This window comes from Ferrimonas sp. SCSIO 43195 (assembly GCF_023716685.1).
Classification (GTDB): Bacteria; Pseudomonadota; Gammaproteobacteria; order Enterobacterales; family Shewanellaceae; genus Ferrimonas; species Ferrimonas kyonanensis.
This window is the reverse complement of the sequence record NZ_CP072679.1, coordinates 3,438,458-3,463,097: the sequence shown is the minus strand read 5'-3', so window position 1 is coordinate 3,463,097 and position 24,640 is coordinate 3,438,458. Positions and strand designations below refer to the sequence as shown.

24 protein-coding genes are annotated in these 24,640 nt (G+C 58.3%); 5 read left to right on the top strand and 19 right to left on the bottom strand.

Annotated elements, in window-relative coordinates; genetic code table 11:
• From J8Z22_RS16025 to J8Z22_RS15940, 18 genes are all read right to left on the bottom strand, one after another.
• Positions 1–1,341: a pilus assembly protein TadG-related protein gene (locus J8Z22_RS16025; protein WP_252007056.1), complete on the bottom strand. Its 1,341-nt coding sequence runs from the start codon at positions 1,339–1,341 to the stop codon at positions 1–3.
• A gap of 37 nt (positions 1,342–1,378) precedes the next feature.
• Positions 1,379–1,654, bottom strand: a complete 276-nt coding sequence (locus tag J8Z22_RS16020; protein ID WP_035415806.1) for a hypothetical protein — start codon at positions 1,652–1,654, stop codon at positions 1,379–1,381.
• Positions 1,655–1,664: 10 nt separating this feature from the next.
• A complete protein-coding gene (locus J8Z22_RS16015; protein WP_156896997.1) occupies positions 1,665–3,119 on the bottom strand; it encodes a type II and III secretion system protein family protein in 1,455 nt (484 codons plus the stop codon).
• A 34-nt stretch (positions 3,120–3,153) separates the two neighbouring features.
• A complete protein-coding gene (cpaB, locus tag J8Z22_RS16010) occupies positions 3,154–3,984 on the bottom strand; it encodes a Flp pilus assembly protein CpaB (protein ID WP_252007055.1) in 831 nt (276 codons plus the stop codon).
• Between the two features lie 37 nt (positions 3,985–4,021).
• Entirely contained in the window at positions 4,022–5,326 is a 1,305-nt protein-coding gene (locus J8Z22_RS16005) for an AAA family ATPase (RefSeq protein ID WP_252007054.1), read from the bottom strand.
• Between the two features lie 189 nt (positions 5,327–5,515).
• Positions 5,516–5,710: a Flp family type IVb pilin gene (locus J8Z22_RS16000; RefSeq protein WP_035415805.1), complete on the bottom strand. Its 195-nt coding sequence runs from the start codon at positions 5,708–5,710 to the stop codon at positions 5,516–5,518.
• A 150-nt stretch (positions 5,711–5,860) separates the two neighbouring features.
• A complete protein-coding gene (locus J8Z22_RS15995) occupies positions 5,861–6,436 on the bottom strand; it encodes a prepilin peptidase (RefSeq protein ID WP_252007053.1) in 576 nt (191 codons plus the stop codon).
• 43 nt (positions 6,437–6,479) lie between these two features.
• On the bottom strand, positions 6,480–6,671 hold the full coding sequence (locus J8Z22_RS15990) for a Flp family type IVb pilin (protein WP_028112975.1): 192 nt from the start codon (positions 6,669–6,671) through the stop codon (positions 6,480–6,482).
• Positions 6,672–6,897: 226 nt separating this feature from the next.
• Complete coding sequence (locus J8Z22_RS15985; RefSeq protein WP_252007052.1) at positions 6,898–8,253, bottom strand: L,D-transpeptidase family protein; 1,356 nt, start codon at positions 8,251–8,253, stop codon at positions 6,898–6,900.
• Positions 8,250–9,041 (bottom strand): helix-turn-helix domain-containing protein, encoded by a 792-nt coding sequence (locus J8Z22_RS15980; RefSeq protein WP_252007051.1) that lies wholly within the window; start codon positions 9,039–9,041, stop codon positions 8,250–8,252. The genes J8Z22_RS15985 and J8Z22_RS15980 overlap by 4 nt, the downstream gene beginning before the upstream one ends.
• A gap of 179 nt (positions 9,042–9,220) precedes the next feature.
• Positions 9,221–9,772 carry a septation protein A gene (locus tag J8Z22_RS15975; RefSeq protein WP_028112972.1) on the bottom strand — a complete coding sequence of 184 codons (552 nt, stop codon included), beginning with the start codon at positions 9,770–9,772 and terminating at the stop codon, positions 9,221–9,223.
• Between the two features lie 105 nt (positions 9,773–9,877).
• Positions 9,878–10,681 carry a tryptophan synthase subunit alpha gene (gene trpA / locus J8Z22_RS15970; RefSeq protein WP_252007050.1) on the bottom strand — a complete coding sequence of 268 codons (804 nt, stop codon included), beginning with the start codon at positions 10,679–10,681 and terminating at the stop codon, positions 9,878–9,880.
• On the bottom strand, positions 10,678–11,865 hold the full coding sequence (trpB, locus tag J8Z22_RS15965) for a tryptophan synthase subunit beta (protein WP_252007049.1): 1,188 nt from the start codon (positions 11,863–11,865) through the stop codon (positions 10,678–10,680). The genes trpA and trpB overlap by 4 nt, the downstream gene beginning before the upstream one ends.
• A 21-nt stretch (positions 11,866–11,886) precedes the next feature.
• Positions 11,887–13,239, bottom strand: coding sequence for a bifunctional indole-3-glycerol-phosphate synthase TrpC/phosphoribosylanthranilate isomerase TrpF (trpCF, locus tag J8Z22_RS15960; RefSeq protein ID WP_252007048.1), 1,353 nt, complete (start codon positions 13,237–13,239; stop codon positions 11,887–11,889).
• A 3-nt stretch (positions 13,240–13,242) separates the two neighbouring features.
• Positions 13,243–14,265, bottom strand: a complete 1,023-nt coding sequence (trpD, locus tag J8Z22_RS15955) for an anthranilate phosphoribosyltransferase (RefSeq protein ID WP_252007047.1) — start codon at positions 14,263–14,265, stop codon at positions 13,243–13,245.
• Entirely contained in the window at positions 14,259–14,855 is a 597-nt protein-coding gene (locus tag J8Z22_RS15950; protein WP_252007046.1) for an aminodeoxychorismate/anthranilate synthase component II, read from the bottom strand. The genes trpD and J8Z22_RS15950 overlap by 7 nt, the downstream gene beginning before the upstream one ends.
• Positions 14,852–16,405, bottom strand: a complete 1,554-nt coding sequence (locus tag J8Z22_RS15945; protein ID WP_252007045.1) for an anthranilate synthase component 1 — start codon at positions 16,403–16,405, stop codon at positions 14,852–14,854. The genes J8Z22_RS15950 and J8Z22_RS15945 overlap by 4 nt, the downstream gene beginning before the upstream one ends.
• A gap of 2 nt (positions 16,406–16,407) precedes the next feature.
• Entirely contained in the window at positions 16,408–17,421 is a 1,014-nt protein-coding gene (locus tag J8Z22_RS15940) for a bifunctional 3-deoxy-7-phosphoheptulonate synthase/chorismate mutase (protein WP_028112966.1), read from the bottom strand.
• Positions 17,422–17,944: 523 nt separating this feature from the next.
• Between J8Z22_RS15940 and J8Z22_RS15935 the strand changes: the two genes are divergently transcribed.
• From J8Z22_RS15935 to rluB, 5 genes are all read left to right on the top strand, one after another.
• Positions 17,945–18,778: a PHP domain-containing protein gene (locus tag J8Z22_RS15935; RefSeq protein WP_028112965.1), complete on the top strand. Its 834-nt coding sequence runs from the start codon at positions 17,945–17,947 to the stop codon at positions 18,776–18,778.
• Positions 18,775–19,395: an L-threonylcarbamoyladenylate synthase gene (locus J8Z22_RS15930; protein WP_028112964.1), complete on the top strand. Its 621-nt coding sequence runs from the start codon at positions 18,775–18,777 to the stop codon at positions 19,393–19,395. The genes J8Z22_RS15935 and J8Z22_RS15930 overlap by 4 nt, the downstream gene beginning before the upstream one ends.
• 63 nt (positions 19,396–19,458) lie before the next feature.
• Positions 19,459–20,262 (top strand): ScpA family protein, encoded by an 804-nt coding sequence (locus tag J8Z22_RS15925; protein ID WP_252007044.1) that lies wholly within the window; start codon positions 19,459–19,461, stop codon positions 20,260–20,262.
• A complete protein-coding gene (gene scpB, locus J8Z22_RS15920; RefSeq protein ID WP_252007043.1) occupies positions 20,259–20,837 on the top strand; it encodes an SMC-Scp complex subunit ScpB in 579 nt (192 codons plus the stop codon). Before J8Z22_RS15925 ends, scpB begins: the two co-directional genes overlap by 4 nt.
• Positions 20,838–20,849: 12 nt before the next feature.
• Positions 20,850–21,713, top strand: a complete 864-nt coding sequence (gene rluB / locus J8Z22_RS15915) for a 23S rRNA pseudouridine(2605) synthase RluB (RefSeq protein ID WP_252007042.1) — start codon at positions 20,850–20,852, stop codon at positions 21,711–21,713.
• Positions 21,714–21,770: 57 nt separating this feature from the next.
• Here the strand turns inward: rluB and J8Z22_RS15910 are convergent, their stop codons facing one another.
• Positions 21,771–24,422: an EAL domain-containing protein gene (locus J8Z22_RS15910; protein WP_252007041.1), complete on the bottom strand. Its 2,652-nt coding sequence runs from the start codon at positions 24,420–24,422 to the stop codon at positions 21,771–21,773.
• Positions 24,423–24,640: the final 218 nt, after the last annotated feature.

The following is a 24,640-nucleotide window of genomic DNA, read 5'->3' as shown; positions in this document are numbered from 1 at the left end:
TCAGGAGTCCTTATTGTCGGGATCCCGATACAGGACAATGGTGTAGGGGCCATCGGTGACCGAGGTGTCATCGGTGGCCACTCCGGTACCGGTGCAGTCTTCGACAAATTCGCCCAGCACGTAGGCCAGGTTTCCTTTCTGAATCACTTCCTGCATCAGGTAGAAGCAGGCAAACCCTTTGAAGGGAATGTCGTTGTTCTGGCCATTGCTCTGGCCGTCACAATCGCCGACCACGACGGCAAACTCGCGGCGGTTGTCGCCACCATCGGAGTCCCAGCTGTCACCGGTGGCGGCGCAGCTGTTCTGGTAGAGCGAGCCTCCATCGATGGTGTTGTCGACGTAGTTGTCGGCGTAATCTGAGTAGCGATACAGCGACGGCGTGGCGACGGTTCCATCCACCAGGGCGCCATCAGAAGAGAATACAATCTCTTCATCGTCGTTGATCTCCAGCTCTTCACCGACGCAGATGTCTTTGTCTCTGGGGTGATCGGTGGAGTTGACGGTGCCGCCATGCCACTTACCCAGCCGAGTGTTCATGCCGGTGGCCACCGGGCCGACGTTGTTACCTGGCTCGGTTGAGATGCCGTCGTCGCCGCCGAAACAGTAGTTGTTGCCGGCATTTTCGCCGGCCATGGCGGCGCGAATGTCGGCGGCGCCGGAGTTGTCGCCGAGGCGGATCAGCTGGAAGTTGCCCGGGCCGATAGGCGAGTCTTGTTGGCTGGAGATCTTCATCGACATGATGTTGCCCTGAGGGTAGCCAAAGGGCTCGCCGGGAGTGTCGCCTTCGCACACCATCATCGGCAGCACATTGAGGCTGCAGTTGACCAAGGGAGTACTGGGACCGGCCACGGCGGAGGCGCTGGTGAACTTATCCATGTTGATGGCTTTGCCCAGGTAGGTGGCCAACTCCACATCATCGACCCGCACCCGGGCGTACTTGGCGTCGACGTCGGTGGTCACCGTAAAGGGATCCGGCTGCAGGGAGAATTCGATGACCAGCTGAGCGGTTACCTGGTTCTGACTGTACGACGCACTGGCCAGATCGATGTCGCCGCTAAGCTGGCTGAAATCCGACGCACCCAGTACCGTGGTCAGGGTGGTGACGGCACTCTGGCGAGCTGCGGCATGGTTGTTACCATCATCCAGAGACACGGCAGCGGACAGGGCGGCCGCATCGACGGCATTCTGGAGCCGAGTTTTACTCAGCAGCAGGTGACCGCTTTCCAGCGCCATGGCGCCCATGATGACGATGGTCAGCAGGGCGATGGTCACTAGAACCACGATGGCTCCGCGCTGTTTTCCTGGAGTCCGTTCCGGAAAATGGCGTCGTGAAACGTTCATGTTCACCTCCAAGGAAAAAGAGTCACTCCTGGTCAACTTAGTTGTTTTCGCCACCTAAGCTGACGTCGATAAATTGGCTGCGGGCGGTTTCTGGCCGGTAGGTCGAGGTGCGGTAGTTTTCCATTACCGCCGTTCCGTATTGGCCATCAAGCTGGTTGACCTTACCCGCGTTGCGGGCGACCGCGTCCGGATCCAGAATCTCTTGTTGCTTGAGCTGAGCCGTCGTGGTGCCCAGTTCAAACTGGGTCATTACGTCGGAAGCGCACCCACTTAGGAGCAGGAACAACAGGCCAGCGAACAGGGGACGTTTCATAGTTAGCTCCTTACAGCGAATGGCCGTATTTGTTTTGAGTTCCGCCGTTGTCGGTGGCCGGAACCGGTGCCAGGGGTTGTTCGCTGACGACGGTATTGGGGTTGGTGTCGATGTGATCTTGCTCTTCGCGTTGAGACATCTCGCCCAGCAGATAGAAGCCCACATCGGAGGGTGAGACGAAGCCATCGGTGGGCAAAATCAGGTCGTCACGAATGATGGGACGAACCAATCTCGGGGTGACCAGAATCACCAGCTCGGTTTCACCATTGCGGTACTCCTGACTGCTGAACAGCTGGCCCAGAATCGGGATTTCACCCAGCCCAGGCAGTTCGTCCAGGCTTTCGCGCACGGTGTTGCTGAGCAAACCGGCGATGGCAATGGTCTGGCCGTCGCCCAGCTCGATGGTGGAGTTGGCGCTGCGTTTGATGATGGATGGGGTCACCAGAGCCGCGGTGGAGCCTTCGGGAACGATGCCCACCGAGTTGGCGTTACTGAGTTCACTCACCAGTACATTCAGGTTCAGGTTGATGCGGCCGCTGTCCAGCACGGTGGGGACAAATTTAACGCCGACACCAAAGCTTTTGTATTCGATGGTGGTGCCTTCACGGCTAGGAACCGGCACCGGGAACTCCCCCCCGGACAGGAACTCGGCCAATTGACCGCTCAATGCGGTGATATTGGGCTCCGCCAGAACTCGGGCCAGGCCTTGCTGCTTGGCCGCATCCAGAGCAAAGTTGAACAGGAAGTCACCGCTGACGTAGCTGCCGAAGAAGCCCTTGTCGCTGATGATGCCGTCACCGCCGACGATGCCGCCGATGAAATCGCTGCTTTCGGTGATTAACTGAAAATCCGAGTCCAGCTGTCGCGCCAGTTCTCGCTGCACTTCGGTTACCGTCACCTCCAGCATCACCTGGTGACCTCCGCCTACCGACATGATGTTCAGCACGGTGCTGGGGTTGCCAGACGTGTCCGCTGCCACCGCATAGCCCTGGGCCAGGTTCATGGCCATGTTCATTCGGTCCAGGTTGGAGACCTGACCACCGATGACCAGTTGTCCCTGAGAGCTGTGAACCTGTATGGGCTCTTCCGGCAGGAAACGATACAGCTTCTCTTTGAGGCCATTGAGATCGTGGGTGATCTCAATGTCGATGATGTCCACCAGCCGGTCTTCGTCATCCCAAACCAGGATATTGGTGCTGCCCAGCTGTTTGCCGAGCACGTACAACTCGGTTGGCTGCATGATCAGAATATCGGCGATGTTGGGGTTACCCACGGAAACCCGGGCTGCCGCCTGCTTGATTGGCAGGGTTCTGGATTTGTAGATGGGAACCGGAAAACTCTGTAGTTGCAGGGCCGTCGGGCCACCGGCGACGGCAGCATGGTGCCACTGCAGGGCGGCGATAAGAGGCAACAGCATGGCGATGCGGCCAAGGAGTTTGCCCATTTTCTGAGTCAGTGTATCCATAGTTTCGCGTTCCTAATGATGCTGGTGGTCGAGATCAGCTTTCCACGGTGACGGTCTGCTGGGCCGTTCCTCGTATCACTTCGATTTTCATTTTTTGTTGCTCTGGCGGGCGAGGGGCCACTTTGGCGGGAACCGCCTCTGGCTGAGTGACGGGGGTGCCCGGTTGTGGCTCTGGTGATGCCTGAGCGACCGACACTTCGGAATCATCGGTTGGGTTACGCAGCGCCAGTTGAATGGTGCCTTTGCCTCTTGCACTCATCAGGGATTCCGCTTGCTCAAGTGTGACCTCCAGGGTGACGGCCCTGACCACCAGCGGTTGGCTGCTGTCCTGGTTGGCTTTCTGATCCACCGCCAGCACTTTCAGGTTGCTGAGCACCACTTCGGTTTGCGTTTCGGCGGCCACATTGCGGACGTTGCCGACTTTAAAGGTCACCAGCACATCGACCCGGTTGCCTGGCAGCAGGAAACCGGCGACCCCGACCACGTCGTTGACTCGAATGGTGACCGCGCGCTTATTCGGCTCAATCAGGCTGGCCAGGACGCTGCCTTCGCCTCGTAGAGCCAGCTTATCCGGATGCAGGGTGTCACCCTGTAGCATCGGGAATTTGGCCACTTTATCCACGGCCTGGTCGATGGAGGTCAGGGCATCACGGGGGGCCAAAGCTTTAGGAATGGCCTGGAGAGACAGGTGTTTGGCTTCCAGAACCGTTCCGGATGGGACGCTGACGGACATGGTGACTACCACCGCTTGATCGGGGTGATCAGAGGTTGGTTGGCTTTGTTTCAGCCAGTTTTGAGCCAGCATGACGGCGCCGACGCCAAACACCAGTGATAACAGAACGAAAAATAATGATCGGGTATTCATCTCTCCTCCCAGCAATGCCGTATCGAGGTGATTTCGACTAGTGCGCGCTATTTACAAAGTAGATTGACCAAGCCCGCTGCAATAATTGTTGGGTTACCTCTGCGGGTAACTCGTTATAGCTAATTTGATCCGCGACAATGGACAGCAAATCTCTCGGGTGGCAGGGCAATAAAGGTTTGCTTGCCGGTTCATAGAGATTGGCAATAATCCAGTCGCATATGTGAGGATCATAATTCAGGTTGAAGTCATGGCAATTTTGTCGCCAAATATCACTAAATTGCTCTTTGTTGAGGGCTGCAAATTGAATTTTGTATCCCAGCCGTCTTAAAAATGCATCGTCAACCAACTGCTCTGGATCAAGGTTAGTTGAGAAAAGCAATATTTGCTCAAAGGGAACGTCAAAATGTTCGCCACTGGGAAGAGAGAGAAAATCTTTGCTCTCTTCCATGGGAACAATCCAGCGGTTGAATATCTCTTTTGGAGTAATTTGCTGCCGACCTAAGTCATCGACCAACAATATTCCGTTGTTGGATTTAAGGCCAATTGGCGCATGGTAGGTGCGGCTGTTGTGATCGTAATGGACATTCAACATCTCCTGGGTCAGTTCACCGCCAACCACCAGTAGAGGGCGGCGACAGCGGTGCCACCTGGGGTCGTGGCCTTCGGTGAGCAGCAGCGACTGGTTGTCGCCGTTGCTTTCATGCAGTTCATGCAACTGAGGGTCGAAGATCTGGATGATGGCCTGGCCGATGGCGATGGCATGGGGGATCAACACATCATCCCCAAAAACCTGGTTAAAATGGCGGCACAGGTAGCTTTTCCCGGTGCCGGGAGGACCGTAAATCAGCACCGGCCGTTTGGAGTTCAGGGCTGGGCCTATCTCTTCCATCAACCGGTGAGGAAGAACCAAACCATCGAGGGCCTGGTTGATGATCGGTCGGGTAATGGTGTGTTGGCGACTGGATTGCAACCTGCAGACGCGCCAGTATTGGTCCAAAGGCACCGGCACCGGCCCCAGGTAGCCACTGCGACTCAGCGCGTACTCAGCCTGCTCGCGCCCCAGGTGGCTGAGGGTATAGCGCATCTGACCATCGCTGGTGGTTTGCTTGTTCTCGACAAGACTGTTTTGCTTGGCGTTATCCAGTAGCTGCTGTACCAGAGTTCCAGTCAGGGCCAGTCGTTGATTGAGGTTCTCCATGGTCAGGACATCGCCGTCGAGCAGATGCTTCAACAGCAGGCTTTGCAGTAACTGAGGGTCGACGCCGACGGCCGCCATCGAGGCCGGCTTTATCGCCAGTTGGTTAGCAGTGCTGGCACTGGGGTGATTAACCTCGCTGTTCATCAACCTATCCTTTGAAAAACTCACTTATATTTAAGTTAGTTCAGATGCGGTCAAAGGCAATTCAAAACAGGGGTGTTCTGGCGTGATTTTTTAATTTCTATGGGGTTTGTTTTTTTCGTGCGCAGATATTCGAGCACTGCCAAGCAGTGCCCGAATATACGATTTGTTTATCTTATGTTTCGATTTTAATTACTGTCCGTCGCAATCTCCTGCGGCATCGACCACGGCGCACATGGCCGAAATCTGCTCCGATGTCTCGGTGCCAAGTTCGGTAAAGGCAATCACCATGCCGCCGGCTACCAGGCTGCCAGCGATGGCGTATTCAACTGCAGATAAGCCCGATTCATCGAGCCAGAAGGTACGAACGGCATGAAGTATGGCCATGGAGTCTCTCCAGCACGGTTGTCGTGTCTTTGCGTAACTGATTGACGTTCAACAGCCTAAATCACGTCGATAATGACTAAAGCATAGTCGTAAGGTGTGGGGTTTTCTGTCACCCAGTTGCGTAGAGTGGTCTGGAGTACCTGCTTCCTATCATAGCCCGGGCAAGCGTAATGGTGCCCACATGATGATCAGCCAGCCGATGGCCAGGGCCGGCGCATAGGGTACCTGCAGCCCGGCGGCTTCATCGGCGGCAGGCTTGTAATAGGTACGGGTGAGCAGGCATTGATAATAGCGCTTCAGGCTGGTGTAGACGCCGCGCCAACCGACCCGGGAAAACGCAAAAATCAGCGTGGTCAGTCCCCCGGCAATAATGCCAAAGCAGAGGTTCCAGAACACCATGTAGGGCCCGAGTATGGTGCCAATGGCTATCATCAATTTTACGTCGCCAGCGCCGAGCATTTTTTTCGCATAAAAGAACAGTAAACAGAGGGCGGCCGTCAGCGCACCGGCGAATGCATGCAGGATGCCCAACCAACCACTGTAGAAGGTTTGAACGGTGAATCCGGCGATCACACCGAATAACACCAGGGTATTGGGAATTTTTTCTGTTTTTAAATCGGTGATGACGGCGATAATGAATACGACCGAGGCAAGAATGTATTTTGCTTGTATTAACGTCAGCTCCGGCATAAAAACGCCCCCCCAAATAAACAGAGCACTGCCCATAAAGCAGTGCTCTTAACGCGACAAAGTATTTAAACTTCCCTGTCTATTGGCCGTCACAGTCACCTGCAGCATCTACTGCAGCGCACAAGGCGGAAATTTCCTGTGTGGCCTCTGTCCCTAGCTCACCAAACGCGATAACCATGCCACCTACGACAAGGCTACCAGCAATAGCATACTCTACCGCGGATAAACCGCTTTCGTCATTCCAGAAATCAACGAGTGCTTTCTTAAACATAGCAATATCTCCGCGCAGTTAGATTAATGCCTAGTAGTTGTTGCACTAGGAAATGTCTGAGCATAGGGTACATGTGGATGCTCGACACAGAATTAAAGTTAGTTCAAATAATTGCTTGTGCCTAACACCAAGTTGCTATTTCTTTCATTAAAATGAATTTTTGCTGAGATATTCCCGGCATAACTTATGCCATTTGTCTTGCTATCAAGCTGATATTAGTGCCTTTTTAAATTTTATTGTAGATGTCGGCGGCGATGGACAGGGTGCCATCGGCGTTGGGCCAAGCGGGCATGTAGACGATGTACACCTCTGTTTTGCTGCGAATTCGCCGGGTCAGTGAGTCGCCGGATTTCAGGGCGGCCCGGACCGCATCGCGACTGGCCCTGGGGGCTTGATCAGCCAGGTAGGTCAGCAGGGCATCGATGTTACCAACCCGAATGCAGCCGTGGCTGAGCGCCCGGTTTGTTTGCCGGAACAGCTTGCGATTGGGGGTGTCGTGCAGATAGATGGCATTGCTGTTGACCAGGTTCAGCCTCGCCTTTCCCAGGGCGTTGTTGCTGCCTGGACGCTGGACCAGTCGGTGGTTGGCCAGCGCACGCTCAAGGGATTCCACTTCTGACCAGGGCAGTTTTTCCGGGGCGCTGCGGGGGCCGGACAGCAGTTCGAACCCCTGCCGTTTCAGGCTTTGGGAATCTCGGTGATAGGCTGGAATCAGCTCGCTACTGATGATGCTGTAGGGGGGAGTCCAACTGGGGTTGACGGTGATGGAGTTGAAGCGGCTGTTGAATCTTGGTGTCGGGGTGTTGGGGTTGCCAACAATCACCGGCAGCGTCAGCCGAACCTGGTTGTCTTGCAGTACCAGCAGGTTAAAGTGCGGCAGGTTGACGATGATGCTGTCTCCGTTGAGCCTGGGAGGCAACTGCAGCCACTGCCGTAAGCTGTATCGAATGGCTTTGATTCGGTGCTCGCCACTGGCGATGATGGAGTCGATGGTTGCCGAAGTCAGGGTGCCGGTGGTGTTTAGACCGTTGTGGCCCTGATAACGCTTGAGTGCCTCTATCAGCGCTGGGTCCCATACCGCACGATTGTTTAGGTGGGCCGGTAATCTCTCTCCCAGTCGGGCGGCGAGCAGGCGGCGCAGCACCACGACTTCCGGGTGGCTCTGCCCCAGCGACAGGTGCCGAATCAGGTCGGTATTGGGCCTTGGCAGGCTCTGCAGTTGCTGTTCCGACTTTAGCGCGTGCTGCAACAGCCTAAAGGCCTGGTATTGGGGCTGGTTTAGCCGTATCCAGTTTTCCAGCTGGTGGCTGTTCTGCAGCGCATCAAACCGGGTTTGCTCGTCGGTCACCGACTTGCGCTGCATCTCCCCTCTTAGGTTGATGAAGGCCTTGGAGGCGTGTTTGAGCTCTGCATCGCTGTAGTGAGGTTGTTCGGCCAGCAGTGCCAGATCCTGAAGCAGGTCTACCCAACTGGTCGGCCACGATACCCTGGCATCGTCGGCGCTCGACAAGGGCGGATTGGCTAGGGCGGCGGGCAACCCCAGGCTGACCCACAGCATCAGTAGCAGCGCCGCTGTCCTCATGCCAGGCTCGCAAGGGCGATACCGTGACGGAGGTTCTGCGGCTGGCGGCACTCAAGGTAGCGGCGATAGGAGTTGCTGTACTGGCCGGATTTTGCGCCCTGTTTGTACTCCGACGGGGTCAGGCCAAAGTGAGCCTTGAAGGCGCGGCAAAAGTGCGACGGTGTCGAAAAGCTCAGCCGATAGGCGATGGCGGCGACGGTCAGCCCCTCTTCGTGAAGCAGTGCCGGTGCCGCTTCCAGCCGTCGACAGATCAGGTAGTGGCTGAACTTGATCCCCAATTCTTTGCGAAACAGGTGGCTGAGCCGGCTGTGGCTGATACCGACCTCGGTTGCCAACTGGTTCAGGGTTAATGGGCGATCGAAGGTGTGTTCGATCAGATCCAGCACCTGGCGCAGTTTGTCGTGAGTGTGTCGTTGCATGACGCTCGGGCAGTGGTAGTGCTCATTCAGCTGCAGTTTCAATTCGGTCGCTTCCAGAGCCGAAAGCGGGTAGGAGTAGGCCTGGGTGACGCTGTGGCTTAAGGCCCAGCGCAGTGCCGGGACTGACAATCTCGGCATCAGCAACATTAGGCAGCGGCCGGGTTGCTTGAGGCGAATCTGCTCGATCGCCGCCATCTCCCGATGGTCTTGCTTGTTCATAACCACAATGCAGGGATCGTTGCCGTCGGGCAGCGCCGAAACCCGGTGGACGGTGACTTTGAGGGCGTCGCTGAGCTGAGCCGCCAGTTTACCGGGACTCTCTTGATCGAAATGGCACAGGGAAACCCCAGGAGAAGCGACGGTCATCATCGAATCCTTTCCTCTAAGTTGATCACTTGCCTGCTCTGAAGGTGGCTGGCTTTAGTATTAACAGCTAGTACAAAGCTCGCCGCTTGGCAAAGTATCTGCTTAGGAATTAACCACTCACGAGCGAGAGTCACAGAGAAATGCGGGGATAAAAAAGCCCGCGTGGTGCGGGCTGGAAGGGATTATTTCTGTTTGTCCTGCGGTTTGAAATCTTTGGGCAGGTGTCGGTACAGGTAGACGATGGTGCCGACGGTAAAGGCCAGGGTCATCCCCATCAGGCCGAAGACCTTGAAGTTGACCCAGACCTCCTGAGACATATTGAAGGCGATGTACATATTCAGAATGCCACTGGCGATAAAAAACGCCACCCAGGCAAAGCTGGTGTTGCGCCAGATGCGATCCGGTAACGGCATCTCTTTGCCCAGCATCGCTTTGAGCAGCGAGCGACCCATCAATTCGCTGATCAGCAGGGCGCCGGCAAACAGGAATTGCACCACGGTGACTTTCCACTTAATGAAGGTGTCATCCCGAAGCACCATGGTCAGGGTGCCAAACACCGCCACCAGGGCAAAGGTGATCAGGTGCTGCTTTTCCACTTTCTTGTACAGCAGATACAGCAGGGCGATTTGAACCGCGGAGGCGGCTACCAGGGCGCCGCTGGCCAGGTAGATGTCATAGAATTTATAGACACCAAAGAAGACCAGCAGGGGCAGAAAGTCGAGTATTTGTTTCATGGATTCTGTTTTCAGCGAGCAGGGTGCCACATTCTAACCAATCCCGGCTGGGCAGGAAAGGTGAACGCCCTGTGGCGTTCACCTTAGGTCCAGAAAACCCGAAAATCAGCGGGTTGCGGCTTTCATCGCCTGAGTAAACTGGGTCAGGGCCTGGGTCAGTGCGGCTGGGTCCTGCCGATGCTCGGCGATCAGTTTGACCGTGGCACTGCCGGAGATGGCCCCGGCGGCCCCGGCGGCGATGGCGTCTTTGACCTGTTGCGGTTCAGAGATGCCAAAGCCGAGAATGGCCGGCGGTGCCTGAAAGCGCTTCAGGGTGTCCAGCAGTGGCCCCACCGGTTTACCGGCTTTGGACTCGGTGCCGGTGACTCCGGCCCGGGACAGCAGGTAGGTGTAGCCTTCGCCCTGTTCGGCCACCGCTTTGAGCGTCGCCTCATCGCCGTTTGGCGGGGCGACGAAGATGGGAGCGATGCCATGGCGACGCGCGGCATCGGCAAACTCCGCACTCTCTTCCACTGGCACATCGGCCACCAGTACCGAGTCGACACCGGCGTCACGGCAGCGCTGGTAGAAGGCATCCAGACCTGGCGAGAACACCAGGTTGGCGTACACCAACAGGCCGATGGGCAGTTGCGGGTAGCGGCGGCGAATCTCGGTCAGCATCTCAAAGCACAGAGCCGGGGTGGTCCCGGCATTGAGTGCCCGTACCGTGGCGTCCTGAATGGTGGGGCCGTCCGCCAGTGGATCGGAGAACGGGATGCCCAGTTCCAGGGCATCGGCGCCCCCGGCCACCAGGGCATCGATGATGTCCAGGGTCATTCCCGGCTCGGGATCGCCGAGGGTTACGAAGGGAACAAAGGCGCCTTCGCCCTTTTGGGCCAGGGTGTCAAAAAGGGTGTGATAACGGCTCACAGCTTGCCCTCCTGCTGCAGAATGTCGTGTACGGTAAAGATGTCTTTGTCGCCGCGCCCGGACAGGTTGACCACCATCAAGGTGTCGTCGGTTGCCTCGGTGGCCAGCTTGTGGGCCATGGCCAGGGCGTGGGCAGACTCCAGCGCAGGAATGATGCCCTCGCTGCTGGCCAGTTTCTGAAACGCTTCCAGCGCTTCATCGTCGGTGATCGACAGGTAGCTCGCCCGGCCGCTGGCGGCAAGGTGGGCGTGCTGCGGGCCGACGGAAGGGAAATCCAGTCCGGCGGACACCGAGTAGGACTCCTCTATCTGGCCGTGTTCATTCTGCATCATCGGCGCCTTCATGCCGAAAAAGATGCCGGTGGTGCCATGGGCCAAAGGCGCGCCATGTTCACCACTTTCGATGCCTTTGCCGGCGGGTTCGACGCCAATTAGTGCAACTTCTTCGTTATCGATAAAGTCGGCAAACATGCCGATGGCGTTGGAACCGCCGCCGACGCAGGCGATGACGGTGTCCGGCAACCGACCCTCTTTCTGCAGCAACTGTTGCTTGGTTTCTTCACCGATCATCTTCTGAAACTCGCGGACGATGGTGGGGAAGGGGTGCGGTCCGGCGGCCGTTCCCAGCAGGTAATGGGCGTGGTCGTAGTTGGCGGACCAGTCACGCATCGCTTCGTTGCAGGCGTCTTTCAGGGTGGCCGAGCCGGCATGGACCGGAATCACCTCGGCGCCCATCAGCCGCATTCGGAACACATTGGGGCTTTGACGCTCCACGTCTTTGGCGCCCATGTACACCCGGCATTTCAGTCCCAGCAGGGCACAGGCCAGGGCGGTGGCGACCCCATGCTGACCGGCGCCGGTTTCGGCGATGATCTCCTTTTTGCCCATTCGCTTGGCCAGCAGTGCCTGCCCAAGTACCTGGTTGGTCTTGTGGGCACCGCCGTGGAGCAGGTCCTCCCGCTTGAGGTAGATTTTCACCTTGGGGTTGGGGCTGAAGTTGCGGGTCAGGGTCAGCGCCGTTGGCCGACCGGCGTAGTTTTTCAGCAGATCCATGAATTCGTTTTGAAAGTCCGGATCCTGCTGGGCGTCGACAAACGCCTGTTCCAGCTGCTTAAGGGCTGGCATCAGAATTTGCGGCACGTACATGCCGCCGTATTCGCCAAAGTAGGGGTTGAGAATGGTCATGGGTTTCCTTAAGCCTCTTCGTTAGTACTGTCGCAGGCGGGCAAACGCCAGCGAGACTTTATCGGGGTGTTTGATGCCGGGGGCCGATTCCAGTCCGGAGTTTAGATCCAGGCCGAGGAATCCGGCCGACACGGCCTGTTGTACGTTGTCTGGGGTCAGGCCGCCCGCCAGCATGGCGTTGCGGCGCTCGCTGCCGACCCGTTGCCAGTCGAAGGTTTCGCCGGTGCCGCCAAAGCGACCGTTGCTGGCGGAGTCAAACAGCAGCCGATCGGCGCTGTCGACCCGGTTGCTGCCATCGGGCTTGACCGCCTTCCAGATTTCGGTGTCAGCCAGCAGGGGGCGCAGCGCGGCCAGGTAGTGGTCATCTTCGCTGCCGTGCAGCTGCACCGCATCCAGTTTGAGGGCGTGTGCCAGTCGGGCCACCTCGTCGATGGCCTGGTTGACGAAGACGCCGACAAATTTCAGGTTGGCACTGGCTCGAATCTCCCGGGCCTGGGCTTCACTGACGCAGCGGGGGGATTTGGCGGCGAAAATCAGGCCGCCATGAACGGCACCGGCGGCTGCGGCATGGCGGGCGTCTTCGGGCCGGGTCAGGCCACAGACCTTATTGTGGCCAAAAATCAGGGTGCGGCAGGCCAGATCGATGTCGGCCTGGGCGGTGAGGCTGCTGCCGACCAGGAAGCCATCGGCATGGGGAGCCAACTGGCGGACCTGCTGGTGGGTTTCGATACCGGATTCGCTGATGACGACTCGATCGGCAGGGATCTGCGCCGCCAATCGCTCGGTGGTGGTCAGGTCGATGGACAAATCGCGCAGGTCGCGATTGTTGATGCCGATGATGCGGGCATCGAGGGCCAGGGCCCGCTCCAACTCCTGCTGGTTGCTGACCTCGGTGAGAATGTCCAGGCCCAGGGCGTCGGCTTCCTCAGCCAGGGCGCGGTATGTTGGGTCGTCCAGCACCGACAGCATCAGCAGGGCGGCATCGGCCCCCATGTGACGGGCCAGTCGCAATTGACGCACATCGATGATGAAGTCCTTGCACAGCAACGGCAACTCGACCGCCTGTCGAATCGCTTGCAGGTAGTCGAAGTCGCCCTGGAAGAACTGTTCGTCGGTGAGCACCGAGATTGCCGCCGCATAGGGTTGGTACAGGGTGGCAATGGCCACCGGATCGAAATCAGGGCGAATCAGCCCTTTGGATGGGCTGGCTTTCTTGCATTCGAGAATAAAGCCGGCATTGCCGCCTTTAAGGGCGTCAAACAGTGAGCGCTCACTCTTTGGCGCTCGCTGGCTCAACCGTTCGCCGTAGCGCCGCGACAGCGCTTCGATGTGGGCGGCCTTGGTGGCGACAATGGTGTCGAGAATGGTACTCATCGGTTACTGCTCCGGTTGCTGATTGCTCATTTCGGCGAAGGCCTGCATCAGCTGCAGGGGTTTGCCGCTGTCCATGGTGGCAAACGCCAGTTCGGTGCCGATTGCCAGGCTGTCGGCCTTGCCGGTCAGGTACAGGCCGGCACCGGCATTGACCGCCACCGCGCTGCGCTGGGCATCGGTGCCACCGCCGCCGAGAATGGCCTGGCTGATGGCGTGGTTCTCGGCCGGATTGCCGCCCTTAATGGCCTCGATATGGTGCTGGCTGACACCGAGATCCGCCGGGGTGTACTGGCGCTGAATCAGCTGCCCCTGCTGCAGCTCCACCGCATGGGTTTCGCCGTGGATGGCAATCTCATCCAGGCCCAGGCCGTGCACCACCAGCGCCCGCTCGACGCCGAGGGCGGCGATGGTTTCGGCGATGGGCTGCACCAGTTCCGGGCTGTAGACCCCCAACAGCATCTGGTTGGGGCGGGCCGGGTTGATGAGCGGGCCCAGCACGTTAAACAGGGTGCGGGTCTTCAGCGCCTGGCGCACCGGCATGGCATGACGGATGCCGCCGTGATAATGCGGCGCAAACAGGAAGGTGACTCCCAGCTGTTCCAGGCAGCGGGCCGACTGCTGCGGGCTCATGGTCAGATTAACGCCGAACTGGGTCAACAGGTCGGAGGCGCCGGACTGGCTGGAGACGCTGCGGTTGCCGTGTTTGGCAATGCGGGCTCCGGCGGCGGCGGCAACGAAGATCGAGGTGGTGGAGATGTTGATGGTGTTGGCGCCATCGCCGCCGGTGCCAACGATGTCCAGCAGATCCCCCTTGGGGCGGGGAAACGGAGTGGCGGCGGCGCGCAGGGCGCTGGCGGCACCGGTGATCTCATCGACGGTCTCGCCGCGCATCTTCATGGCGGTGAGGATCCCGGCCAGTTCAATCTGACCCACTTCTCCGGCCATGATTTGGGCGAACAGTTGCTGGCTCTGGGTCTGGGAGAGCGCTTGGCCGTTCATTACGGTGGCCATCAATTCGGTTAGCATAACGGGCTCTCCTTGGTGAGTAAGCTCAGGGTTCGGGTTAACAGTTCGCTGCCATCCTGAGTGAGGATGGACTCGGGATGGAATTGAAAGCCGACGGCGCGGTGCTGGTTGTGGACCACCGCCATGGCCATGTCGCCGACCTGGGCCGGTACGGACAGGCAATCCGGCACCTGGTGTGCCACCAGGCTGTGGTAGCGGGCTACCGGCAGCGGGTTGTGCATGCCGGCAAACAGCGGACCATTGTCGTGGCGCATGGGACTGGCCTTGCCGTGCATCACTTCGCCGGCGAATCCGACCTTGCCGCCGTAGTGTTCGATCAACGCCTGGTGGCCGAGGCAGATCCCCAGAATCGGCAGCTTGCCTGCCACCAGAGACAGCAGGGTCATCATGCAGCCTGCTTCGGTTGGGGCACCGGGGCCCGGGCTCAGCACCAGCACCGCATTGTGGTGCTGGTTGATCAGGGTATCGGCCAGGGTGTGGGCATCGATGTCGTTGCGGTACACGGTGACCGGGTGACCCAGGGTGCGGAACTGATCCACTAGATTCCAGGTAAAGGAGTCGAAGTTGTCCAGCAGGATGATGGGGGTCATAGGGAACCTCCGATGGCGCGAATGACTGCCATGGCCTTGTTGCAGGTTTCGTCCGCTTCTGATTGCGGGTCGGAATCGAAGACCACCCCGGCGCCGGCCTGGACGTGGGCGGTACCCTCGTTGACCAGGGCTGAGCGGATCACGATGCAGGTGTCCATGTCGCCGCGGCCATTGAGATAACCGACGGCGCCGCCGTAGCTGCCACGACGCTCGCCTTCGGCCTGGCGCAGCAGTTGGGCGGCCCGCACCTTGGGGGCGCCGGTGAGGGTGCCCATGTTCATGCAGGCTTGATAGGCGTGCAGGGCATCTAGATCGGTGCGCAGTTGGCCGGTCACCCGGGACACCAGGTGCATCACGTGGCTGTAGCGGTCCACCTTCAGCAACTCGGGGATTTGGCGGCTGCCGGGCTGGCTGATGCGGGCGATGTCGTTGCGGGCCAGATCCACCAGCATCATGTGCTCGGCGGTTTCTTTTTGATCCTGGCGCAGCCCCAGTTCTATGCGGGCATCCAGGTCATGGTCCAGTTCGCCGCCTGGCTTACGGCCGCGTTTTCGCGTGCCGGCGATGGGGTAGATCTCCACCTGATTGCTTTCGGCACTGTATTTCAGTGCACTTTCCGGCGAAGCACCGAACAGGGTAAAGCTGGCGTCCTGCAGTACAAACATGTAAGGGCTGGGGTTGTCCCGGCGCAGGCGGGCGTAAGCCTCCAGTGGCTGGGGGCAGGGCAGGGAAAAGCGGCGGGCGGGCACCACCTGAAAGATGTCGCCGGCGCGAATGTGCTGCTTCAGCTGCTCGACTTTGCTGCGGAAAAGGGCGTCGTCCTGATTAATGCTGACGGCGGCGGTCGGGGCCGGGGTCAGAGTTTCGTTGCCGTCGAACTCATCGACCTGTCGGGCCAGGTCCGCCAGGCGTTGACTCAGGTGGTGGTGGTAGCGCTCGCTGTAGTCTCCGCCCTGAAGGGCCCCCACCAGCCGCGCCGTTCGGCGGACGTGATCGATGACCAGGGTGGTTTCCGCCAGGTAGAACAGAAAATCCGGGCAGTTGTTGGGGCCGTCGCTGACCGTGGGCAGGGGCTCGACACTGGCCACCAGGTCAAAGGCGAAGGCGCCGGTCAGCAGCAGTGACTGGGCACAGGCGTCGTCATCTTCGATGCTTTGTTGAATCAGCCTCAGCACCGACAGCGGCGAAGGGGCTTTGAGGCGGCTGTCTTCGTCCAGATCCCGTGGTGGCTCTGGTACCGTCAGACACAGGGTGCCTTGCTGCAGCTGCGGGGAAAATGCGGCCAGGCGTTCGCTGAGCAGCGGAATCAGGCTTTCGCCATTGAGCGTCAGTGGCTCACAGCGCACCTGGCGACCGTTGCACTCGATGCGCAGGGCGGCATCGATCATCAGCAGGCTCTGGGTGCCAGCCTTGGTATCCACCTCGGCAGACTCCAGCAGCATGCTGTTGGCCTTGTCACCACACAGGGCCTGAAACAGGGCCGCCGGTTGATGTTGATAGCGACAGGTCAGGGTCAGGGTATGGCTGTGACCCGGCTGCAGTTCGGTCATGATTACAGTCTCCTTCCGGCGGCTTCCACAAACGGTTTCAGTGAGCTCATTAAATCATCAAATTGCTGCGGATCTAAGTTTTGATGTCCGTCGGACAGCGCTTCGGCCGGGTTGGTGTGGGTTTCGACGATGATGCCATCGGCGCCCACTGCCGCCGCCGCCCGGGCCAGTGGAATCACCAACTCTCTGACCCCAGTGCCATGGCTGGGATCCACCAGTACCGGCAGATGGGTTTTCTGCTTCAGGTACGCCACGGCGTTGAGGTCCAGGGTGTTGCGAGTGGCGGTTTCGAAGGTGCGGATGCCACGCTCACACAGAATCACGTTGGGGTTGCCGGCATTGACGATGTACTCGGCGGCCAGCAACAACTCCTCGATGGTGGCGCTCATGCCTCGCTTCAACAGAACCGGCTTGTCCAACTTGCCCACGGCTTCCAGCAGGCGGAAGTTTTGCATGTTGCGGGCCCCGATCTGCAGGCAGTCGACATACTGAGCCATCAACGGCGCGTCGTTGGCGTCCACCACCTCGGAAATGGTTGGCAGGCCGGTGCGGTCGCTGGTGGCTTTCAGAATCTTCAGCCCCTCTTCGCCCAGGCCTTGAAAGCTGTAGGGGCTGCTGCGGGGTTTGTAGGCGCCACCGCGAATGCCGGCCACGGCGTGGGTGGTCAGGTAATCGGCGATGCCGTCCAGTTGCTGCTGGCTTTCTACCGCACAGGGGCCGGCGATAACGGTAAAGGTTTCGCCACCGACGGCGTGGCGGCCCACCTTGACCCGGGTGTCGATGGGGTAGAGTTCACGGCTGACCAGCTTGTAGGAGGACAGGATGGGCTTGATTTGATCCACCAGCGGGTGACTGTCCAGGTGTAAGGATTGCAGTACACGCTCGTCGCCGATGGCGCCGATAACGGTACGTTCCACGCCAGGCATGTACAGTGGCTTGAGGCCTTTTTGCTCGATTTGCTGAAGCAGCTTTTGCGCTTCTTCTTTGCTGGCATGTGGTTTTAAGATAATGATCATGTTCATATTCTCGTCAAAAAGGTATAAAAAAACCCGCTTCGGTTAAAAAGCGGGTTTTTGATGTTTGGTTTGTGCTCTTTTTACTCAGGCACAGGCCACCGTACACCCCGCTTATTTGGGATGCGCCACCACCACTGAGTGGTGTGAGCTGAGGTGAAGATGGAAACCTGAGTCATTGCTGTAAATCCGTATCTATAAGTTTACGCTTGGCGTTTACAGCAAAATTACCTTGCTGGAGCTGAGGTGTCAACACCTTTGGCGCAAATGCCTTGTTGCTGTTTGTAACAGAAGTGCTGTGGCCCCAGGACGCAGATTGAATCGGCGAATAATTGCAGGCCAATGCCGCGGTTAGCCGTGCTTGGGGGTGCGAATATTACAAACTAACGTACAATAGAGGGAACAGAATGCGGGTTAGTTGCCTGGACTGTCCTGTCCCGTTGTTTTTTCCCGGTTTACGTTTTGCCAGCTTCCTGGCGGTTTTGTATTGATGAGAGATTGCCAAGGCGCGGTCAAAAGGCGATAGATGAAGTTTGATTTCCATTCCCATACCAAGGCCTCCGATGGTGACCTGACTCCGAGTGAACTGGTGGGTCGTGCCCGTAATCAGGGGTTGGCGGTGCTGGCCATTACCGATCACGACACCACCGATGCCCTGGAGGAAGCGCACCGGGCGGCGGCGGGAACCGGATTGACCATCATCGACGGGGTGGAGATCTCGGCGCGTTGGCACAGTTTCGATATCCACATCGTCGGGCTGGGCATCAATCCGGCCGAACCGGCAATGGTGGAACTGCTGGCGCAGCAGCGTCAGCGCCGTGAGGCCAGGGCGCTGGAGATCGGAGTGCGGTTGGCGAAGCGGGGCATCGACGGGGTCTATGAGGAGGCCAAACGCAAGGCTGGTAATGGTGCGGTCGGCCGTGGTCATTTCGCCAAGGTACTGATGGACCGGGGACTGGTCAGCCAACAACAGGCGGCCTTCGATAAGTATTTAGGCAAGGGCAAGGCCGGTTACGTGCCCAATAACTGGTGTGATATCGAGACCGCCGTGGCGGTGATTCACCAGGCGGGGGGGCTGGCGGTGCTTGCCCACCCTTGCCGCTATCGTCTCTCCAACAAATGGCTGCGCAAGCTGTTGGCGCTGTTTGCCGAGGTGGGAGGGGATGGCATGGAGGTGGTGTTGTGTCAGCAGCCACCTCAGGAGCGACAATTTTTAGCCCAACTGTGCCAGGAGCACGGTTTGCTGGCTTCGGTCGGCAGTGATTTTCATCAACCGGGCCGTTGGATTGAACTGGGAAGGCATCTGCATCTGCCGGATCTTCCCGGTGTCTGGCAACGGCTTGGCCTGGAGGAAGTATGAGTCAGTTTTTTTATGTACACCCTGAAACCCCGCAGACCCGGCTGGTCAGCCAGGCTGTGGCCATCATTCGCAACGGCGGCGTGGTGGTGTATCCCACCGATTCCGGTTACGCCATCGGTTGCCTGATTGGCAATAAAAAGGCGCTGGAACAGATCTGCCGCATTCGTCAGATCAACAGTGACCACAACTTTACCCTGGTGTGCCGGGATCTGTCGGAGTTGTCTCTGTACGCCAAAGTGGACAATCAGGCGTACCGGTTGCTGCGCAACAATACCCCGGGGGCCTATACCTTTATCTTCAAAGGCACCAAAGAGGTACCGCGCCGGTTGTTGAATGACAAGCGTAAGACCATCGGCATTCGCATTCCCGACAACGCCATTGCCCTGGCGTTGCTGGAAGCGCTGGGTGAGCCGCTGATGTCCAGCACCCTGATTTTGCCAGGGAAAGAGTTCGCCGAGTCGGATCCGGAAGAGATTCGTGACCGTTTGGAACACCAGGTGGATCTGATCATTCACGGCGGTTACCTCAGCGAAAGCCCGACCACGGTGGTGGATTGCAGCGACGATGACGTGGTTGTGGTTCGTGAAGGGGCGGGGGATTCGACTCCGTTTTTATAGTATGGTTAGCTTTTTACCCCCAAATACCTATAATAGCGGCGTTTGCTATGAGCATGATCTGATATGACTCAAGCCCCATTAACGGTTCAGCCTCCTCTGCCCCTTGCCGTGGTTCGCGGCAAGCCAATGGTGGAGTTGCCTGCGGATCTGTACATTCCGCCAGATGCCCTCGAGGTTATTCTCGAAGCATTTGAGGGACCGTTAGACCTGCTGCTGTACCTCATTCGTCGTCATAAACTGGATATTGTGGATCTCCCCGTGTTTGAGATCACACGTCAGTATATGGACTACATTGCACTGATGGATCAGATGCAGATGGAGTTGGCGGGGGAGTACCTGGTGATGGCCGCGACGCTGGCGGAGGTAAAATCCCGGTTGCTGCTGCCCAAACCGGCTACCGAAGAGGGGGAGGAAGACGACCCCAGGATGGTGCTGATTCGCCAGCTTCAGGCCTACGAGGTGCTGAAGCAGGCGGCCGAGCAGATGGACCAACTGCCTCGGCTGGAGCGCGAACATTGGGTGGCTCAGGCGGCCCGTGCCGCTAACCTGGTGCCCCAGGTGGTGCCGCCCCAGGTAGAGTTGGACGAGTTGGTGTCGGCGCTGCGGGGCATGCTGGCTAAAGCGGAGTTGTTTGAACAGCACCAGGTGGCGCGCGAGGCCCTGTCGACCCGGGAGCGGATGAGCCGCATCCTGAGTCAATTGGGACCGGAACGTTTTACGCCCTTCGTGGCTCTGTTTACGCCGGAAGAGGGGCGCGCCGGTGTGGTGGTGTCGTTTTTGGCGATACTGGAGTTGTCGAAAGAGCGCTTAGTTGAGATTCAACAGGCCCAGCCTGACAGTGCCATCTACGTGAGAGCCCGAGCATGAGTCGTATTAATGACACTCAGTTAAAGCAGTTGATTGAGGCGGCGTTGTTTGTGGCAGATGCACCGATGTCTGCCAAGGGGTTGCGCCAGAGTGTGCTGGCCAGCCTGCAGGTCAGCCAGGGGCGCATCAACGAGGTGCTGGACGAGCTGGAAGGCGATTACGCCGGTCGAGGCATTAATCTGGTCAAGGTGGCCGGTGGTTACCGGTTTCAGAGCAACCAGGATCTGAGCGGCCATTTAAGTGCCCTGTGGCAGGAGAAAGCGCCCCGTTACTCCAGGGCGCTGCTGGAAACTCTGGCTCTGATTGCCTATCGGCAACCGGTGACTCGGGGACAGATTGAAAAAATTCGTGGGGTGGCGGTGAGTTCCAATATTATCCGCACCCTGACAGAACGAGATTGGGTTAAGGTAGTGGGACATAAGGAGGTGCCGGGACGGCCCGCCCTCTATGCGACTACCGATGCATTTTTGCAGTATTTTAGCCTGGAGAGTCTGGCACAGTTGCCGGCATTGAGTGATGAAGGTGCCATCGAGGCCCTGCTCGATACCGGCAAAAGCGCAGACTCCGTACATTAAAGAAGAGATTTGATGAGCGAAAAGCTACAGAAGGTGTTGGCTCGAGCTGGCCACGGTTCCCGTCGTGAGATGGAAGCTGTGATTGAGGCCGGTCGAGTGAGTGTGAATGGCAGTGTCGCCAAGCTGGGCGATAGGGTTGAGACCGGTACCGATGCTCTGATTCGGGTTGACGGCCACCTGGTGTCCATTCAGGCTGAAAATGAAGTGATTTGCCGAGTGCTGGCGTACTACAAGCCGGAAGGCGAACTCTGTACCCGCACCGACCCGCAGGGGCGGCCGACGGTGTTCGATCGTTTGCCTAAAGTGCGCGGCAGTCGCTGGGTGGCCGTGGGGCGCCTGGACATCAACACCTCAGGATTACTGCTGTTTACCACCGACGGTGAACTGGCCAACCGGCTGATGCACCCATCTCGGGAAGTGGAGCGGGAGTACGCCGTACGGGTCTTTGGCGAAGTCACCGAGCAGAATCTGCAGGCGCTGCGCACCGGCGTTGAGCTGGAAGACGGTCCGGCTCGGTTTAAGCGACTGATTGCCGCGGGCGGCGAAGGCCTTAACCACTGGTACCACGCCATCCTCAGTGAAGGGCGTAACCGTGAAGTGCGCCGGTTGTGGGAAAGCCAGGGAATGCAAGTGTCTCGCCTGATGCGTATCCGCTACGGTGACATCACGCTGCCGAAAGGCTTGCCTCGCGGCGGTTGGGTAGAGCTGCAGCTGGACCAGGTTAACTACCTGCGCAAGTTGGTGGACCTGGGCACCGAGTCCCGCACCCTGATGGATAAGGACAAGCAGGCGGCTCGACGTCAGAACAAGATTAAGACCGGTAAGATTCGCCGTGCCGTTAAGAAGCATCGCCCGGCGAAGGGGCCGAAGCGCTAAGCGCAAGCCAATAAAAAACCAGCCAAGTGGCTGGTTTTTTTGTGCCTGTGACCGGGATTAGTCGATGATGTGGCTGTGGGCCAGCATCTCTTCATAGTCACTGGCGCTCATGGGGCGGGCAAACAGGAACCCCTGGCCCTGATAGCAGCCGCATTCCAAGAGCCGCATTACCTGGGAGTTGCTCTCTACCCCTTCGGCAATCAGTTGCAACTGCAGTGACCGTGCCAGCTCGCCGATGGTGTTGATGATCTTGCGATCCTTGGCATCGGTTTCGATGGCGTCGATGAACTTCTTATCCAGCTTGATCTTATTGATGGGCAGATCTTTGAGCAGGGCAAACGACGAGTAGCCGGTACCAAAGTCGTCGATGGCGATGCTGACCCCCATCTCCTGCAGACCACTGAGAATGGCGGCCACTTCGGTTGGGCTCTTGATCAGTGAGTTTTCGGTGATCTCCAGCTCCAGCCTGTCTGGCTGAATCTGGTAGGTATCGAGGCAGGTACTGACCAGCCCCAGCAGATCGCCTTTCTCCAGCTGCGCCGAAGAGATATTGATGGCCAGCTTGACGTTGATGCCTTTCTGTTGCCACTGCGCCAACTGCTTACAGCCCCGCTCCAGTACGTAACGATCCAGCTCCAGTATCAGGCTACTCTCCTCGGCCACCGGAATGAACTCCACCGGAGGAATCCGTCCTTTGACCGGATGGTACCAGCGCACCAGGGCTTCGGTGCCGATGATGTCACCGCTGACCAGCGAGTTTTGCGGCTGATACTCCAGGTGCAGCCCGCCTTGATCCAACGCGTTGCGCAGTTCGTTCTCCAGATCCAGTTTGCTGTAGAACAGGTGGGATTCACTTTCGTCAAAGAACTTGTAGCTGGAGCCACCGCTATTCTTGGCCAGGTACATGGAGATGTCGGCATTTTTCAGCAGGGTTTCCGCGTCTTCGCCGTCATTGGGGTACAGGCAGATGCCGATGCTCAGGCCGATGTAGAAGTTCTTGCCCTTGAGGGTAAAGTGCTCCTTAAAGGCATTGATGGCCCGCTGGGCGATCTGTTCTATCTGATGTTTATCCTGATAGTCCTCAATGAGGATGGAGAACTCGTCGCCACCGATGCGGGCGATGAAGTCATCGCTTCTTAACGAGGTTTTGAGTCGCGAGGCCGCCAGCTTCAACAACTGATCGCCGTAGTCGTGGCCGAGGCTGTCGTTGATGGTCTTGAATTTATCCAGGTCGATGAACATCAACGCCAGTTGCTGATGGCCACTGGCGGCGGCGATGGATTGCTTGATTCGCTGTTGAAATGACGCCCGGTTGGGCATGCCGGTGAGCTGATCGTAGTAGGCCTGGTAGGTGATCTTACGCTCGGCGGCCACCTGGCTGGTGACGTCCAGCATGGAGCCGAAGATGGCGGTTTCGCCGCGATATTCGGTGGTCACGCAGTAAAACTCCAGGTGTTTGGTGACCCCGGCTTTGTTGAAGCAGCGCACCCGCTGGTGCAGATGCTGGCTGTCCCGCTCGTTATTGGGGCTTTCCACCGTGCTGGGATCGTCCAGCCATTCCTGAATGCGCAGGTAGTCCTGATGATGAATCAGCTCCGACAGATCCTTGATGGCGAACAGTTCATCGGCGCTGTAACCCAGGGTGTTGCACATGGTGGGGTTGGTATAGGTAAAGCGGCCGTGGACGATGATAAAGATGCCGGTCAGTGAGCGTTCCGACAGCTCGCGAAACTGCAGTTCCGAGTCTTGCAGAGCCTTGGTTTTTTGCGCCACCAGCAGCTCCAGTTGCCGCTTGGCGGTGCTCTGTTGCCAGGCCCAGAAACTCATCAGGGTGGCGGTTACCAGGCCGCACAGGAAGATAAACAGCGCCGAGATCGGGGTCTGCTGTTGCAGTTTGGATTCGGCCCTGAGCTCACAGCTGAGGCCATCGACGGTGAAGCTGCGTTTGAGGCCCTTTTCCACCGGGTCGCCGCTGTTGTTGTACACATGCTTGGCGATGACGTTGCCGCAATAGAGGCTGTAGTTGATGGTGTCGTTGGCGAGGATATCCAGTCCACTGAGCATCTTGCTGTCGCCAAAGCGCATCACTGCATTGATGTAGCCCCAGAACCGCTCGCCATCGGCCGGTGTCAGCGGCGGATTTTCCGCGTTGTCCGAGACGAAAATCGGCTGGCTCAGCACCAGGCCAGTGCCGCCGGCGTACAGGGTATAGGGGCCGCCCATCACCGCCTTTCGCAGTCGCCTTGCCTCGCGGCTGGAGAGGGTGTCGCTGGTGTCGTGGCCAATGGCATTGTTGCTGATCTGGGGGTAGACCGCCCAGATGCGTCCCTCCGGGGCAATATCCAGGCTGAGGACGCTGGGGTTATTCTGCAGCACCAGATAGGCCAGTGACTGAAACCGCTGCTTGAGGTCGGGCTGTTGGTGGTGCTGCTGGATGGAGGACGCGGCCAGGTAGATGGCCGAGTGAATCTTGGCGACCTCGGAGACCATGCGTTCTTCGGCACTGCTGAGGAAGTCGTAGATCTGGTTGCGTTGCTTGTCGGTCTCGTAGTTTTCGATGGTCTTGGCGGCGCTGATGGTCAGGGCCAGGGTAAAGATAAAGATGGCCGAAGCTGCCACGGCGCCATAAAGAGGTTTGAGGCCGGAGTCCGAGCGCTTGCTGTTCCGTTTGGCTGCAGAGGGAAGGGGGGCAGCATTATTCCATTTCATTGGCTCAAAAGGGCTCTGTCTATAGGGGCATCATAACGGGGCATCTAGTGTGTCACGACCTGGCGTCGGTTTCATCATTAAACCCTCTTAAGTCAGGCTATTATAATGAATTCGTTACAGAGTGCTTATGAATGCGGCAAAGGTTTGGCCAGTATTGCGCCCTGTCTTAAAAAAAACGGGCTGAATGTGATCAGCCCGCGCCTGGAATCAGCGGTGCC

Bases quoted from the DNA above. Each gene is read 5' to 3' on its own strand.
- J8Z22_RS15985 (WP_252007052.1), bottom strand. From the start codon at position 8,253: ATGAGGACAGCGGCGCTGCTACTGATGCTGTGGGTCAGCCTGGGGTTG.
- J8Z22_RS16020 (WP_035415806.1), bottom strand. From the start codon at position 1,654: ATGAAACGTCCCCTGTTCGCTGGCCTGTTGTTCCTGCTCCTAAGTGGG.
- J8Z22_RS15930 (WP_028112964.1), top strand. From the start codon at position 18,775: ATGAGTCAGTTTTTTTATGTACACCCTGAAACCCCGCAGACCCGGCTG.
- J8Z22_RS16025 (WP_252007056.1), bottom strand. From the start codon at position 1,341: ATGAACGTTTCACGACGCCATTTTCCGGAACGGACTCCAGGAAAACAG.
- J8Z22_RS15950 (WP_252007046.1), bottom strand. From the start codon at position 14,855: ATGACCCCCATCATCCTGCTGGACAACTTCGACTCCTTTACCTGGAAT.
- cpaB (WP_252007055.1), bottom strand. From the start codon at position 3,984: ATGAATACCCGATCATTATTTTTCGTTCTGTTATCACTGGTGTTTGGC.
- J8Z22_RS15910 (WP_252007041.1), bottom strand. From the start codon at position 24,422: ATGAAATGGAATAATGCTGCCCCCCTTCCCTCTGCAGCCAAACGGAAC.
- J8Z22_RS15925 (WP_252007044.1), top strand. From the start codon at position 19,459: ATGACTCAAGCCCCATTAACGGTTCAGCCTCCTCTGCCCCTTGCCGTG.
- trpCF (WP_252007048.1), bottom strand. From the start codon at position 13,239: ATGAGTACCATTCTCGACACCATTGTCGCCACCAAGGCCGCCCACATC.
- scpB (WP_252007043.1), top strand. From the start codon at position 20,259: ATGAGTCGTATTAATGACACTCAGTTAAAGCAGTTGATTGAGGCGGCG.
- J8Z22_RS15940 (WP_028112966.1), bottom strand. From the start codon at position 17,421: ATGATCATTATCTTAAAACCACATGCCAGCAAAGAAGAAGCGCAAAAG.
- J8Z22_RS15975 (WP_028112972.1), bottom strand. From the start codon at position 9,772: ATGAAACAAATACTCGACTTTCTGCCCCTGCTGGTCTTCTTTGGTGTC.
- J8Z22_RS16015 (WP_156896997.1), bottom strand. From the start codon at position 3,119: ATGGATACACTGACTCAGAAAATGGGCAAACTCCTTGGCCGCATCGCC.
- J8Z22_RS15990 (WP_028112975.1), bottom strand. From the start codon at position 6,671: ATGTTTAAGAAAGCACTCGTTGATTTCTGGAATGACGAAAGCGGTTTA.
- J8Z22_RS16000 (WP_035415805.1), bottom strand. From the start codon at position 5,710: ATGGCCATACTTCATGCCGTTCGTACCTTCTGGCTCGATGAATCGGGC.
- trpD (WP_252007047.1), bottom strand. From the start codon at position 14,265: ATGCTAACCGAATTGATGGCCACCGTAATGAACGGCCAAGCGCTCTCC.
- J8Z22_RS15995 (WP_252007053.1), bottom strand. From the start codon at position 6,436: ATGGGCAGTGCTCTGTTTATTTGGGGGGGCGTTTTTATGCCGGAGCTG.
- trpB (WP_252007049.1), bottom strand. From the start codon at position 11,865: ATGACCATTCTCAACCCCTACTTTGGCGAATACGGCGGCATGTACGTG.
- J8Z22_RS16005 (WP_252007054.1), bottom strand. From the start codon at position 5,326: ATGAACAGCGAGGTTAATCACCCCAGTGCCAGCACTGCTAACCAACTG.
- J8Z22_RS15980 (WP_252007051.1), bottom strand. From the start codon at position 9,041: ATGATGACCGTCGCTTCTCCTGGGGTTTCCCTGTGCCATTTCGATCAA.
- J8Z22_RS15935 (WP_028112965.1), top strand. From the start codon at position 17,945: ATGAAGTTTGATTTCCATTCCCATACCAAGGCCTCCGATGGTGACCTG.
- J8Z22_RS15945 (WP_252007045.1), bottom strand. From the start codon at position 16,405: ATGACCGAACTGCAGCCGGGTCACAGCCATACCCTGACCCTGACCTGT.
- rluB (WP_252007042.1), top strand. From the start codon at position 20,850: ATGAGCGAAAAGCTACAGAAGGTGTTGGCTCGAGCTGGCCACGGTTCC.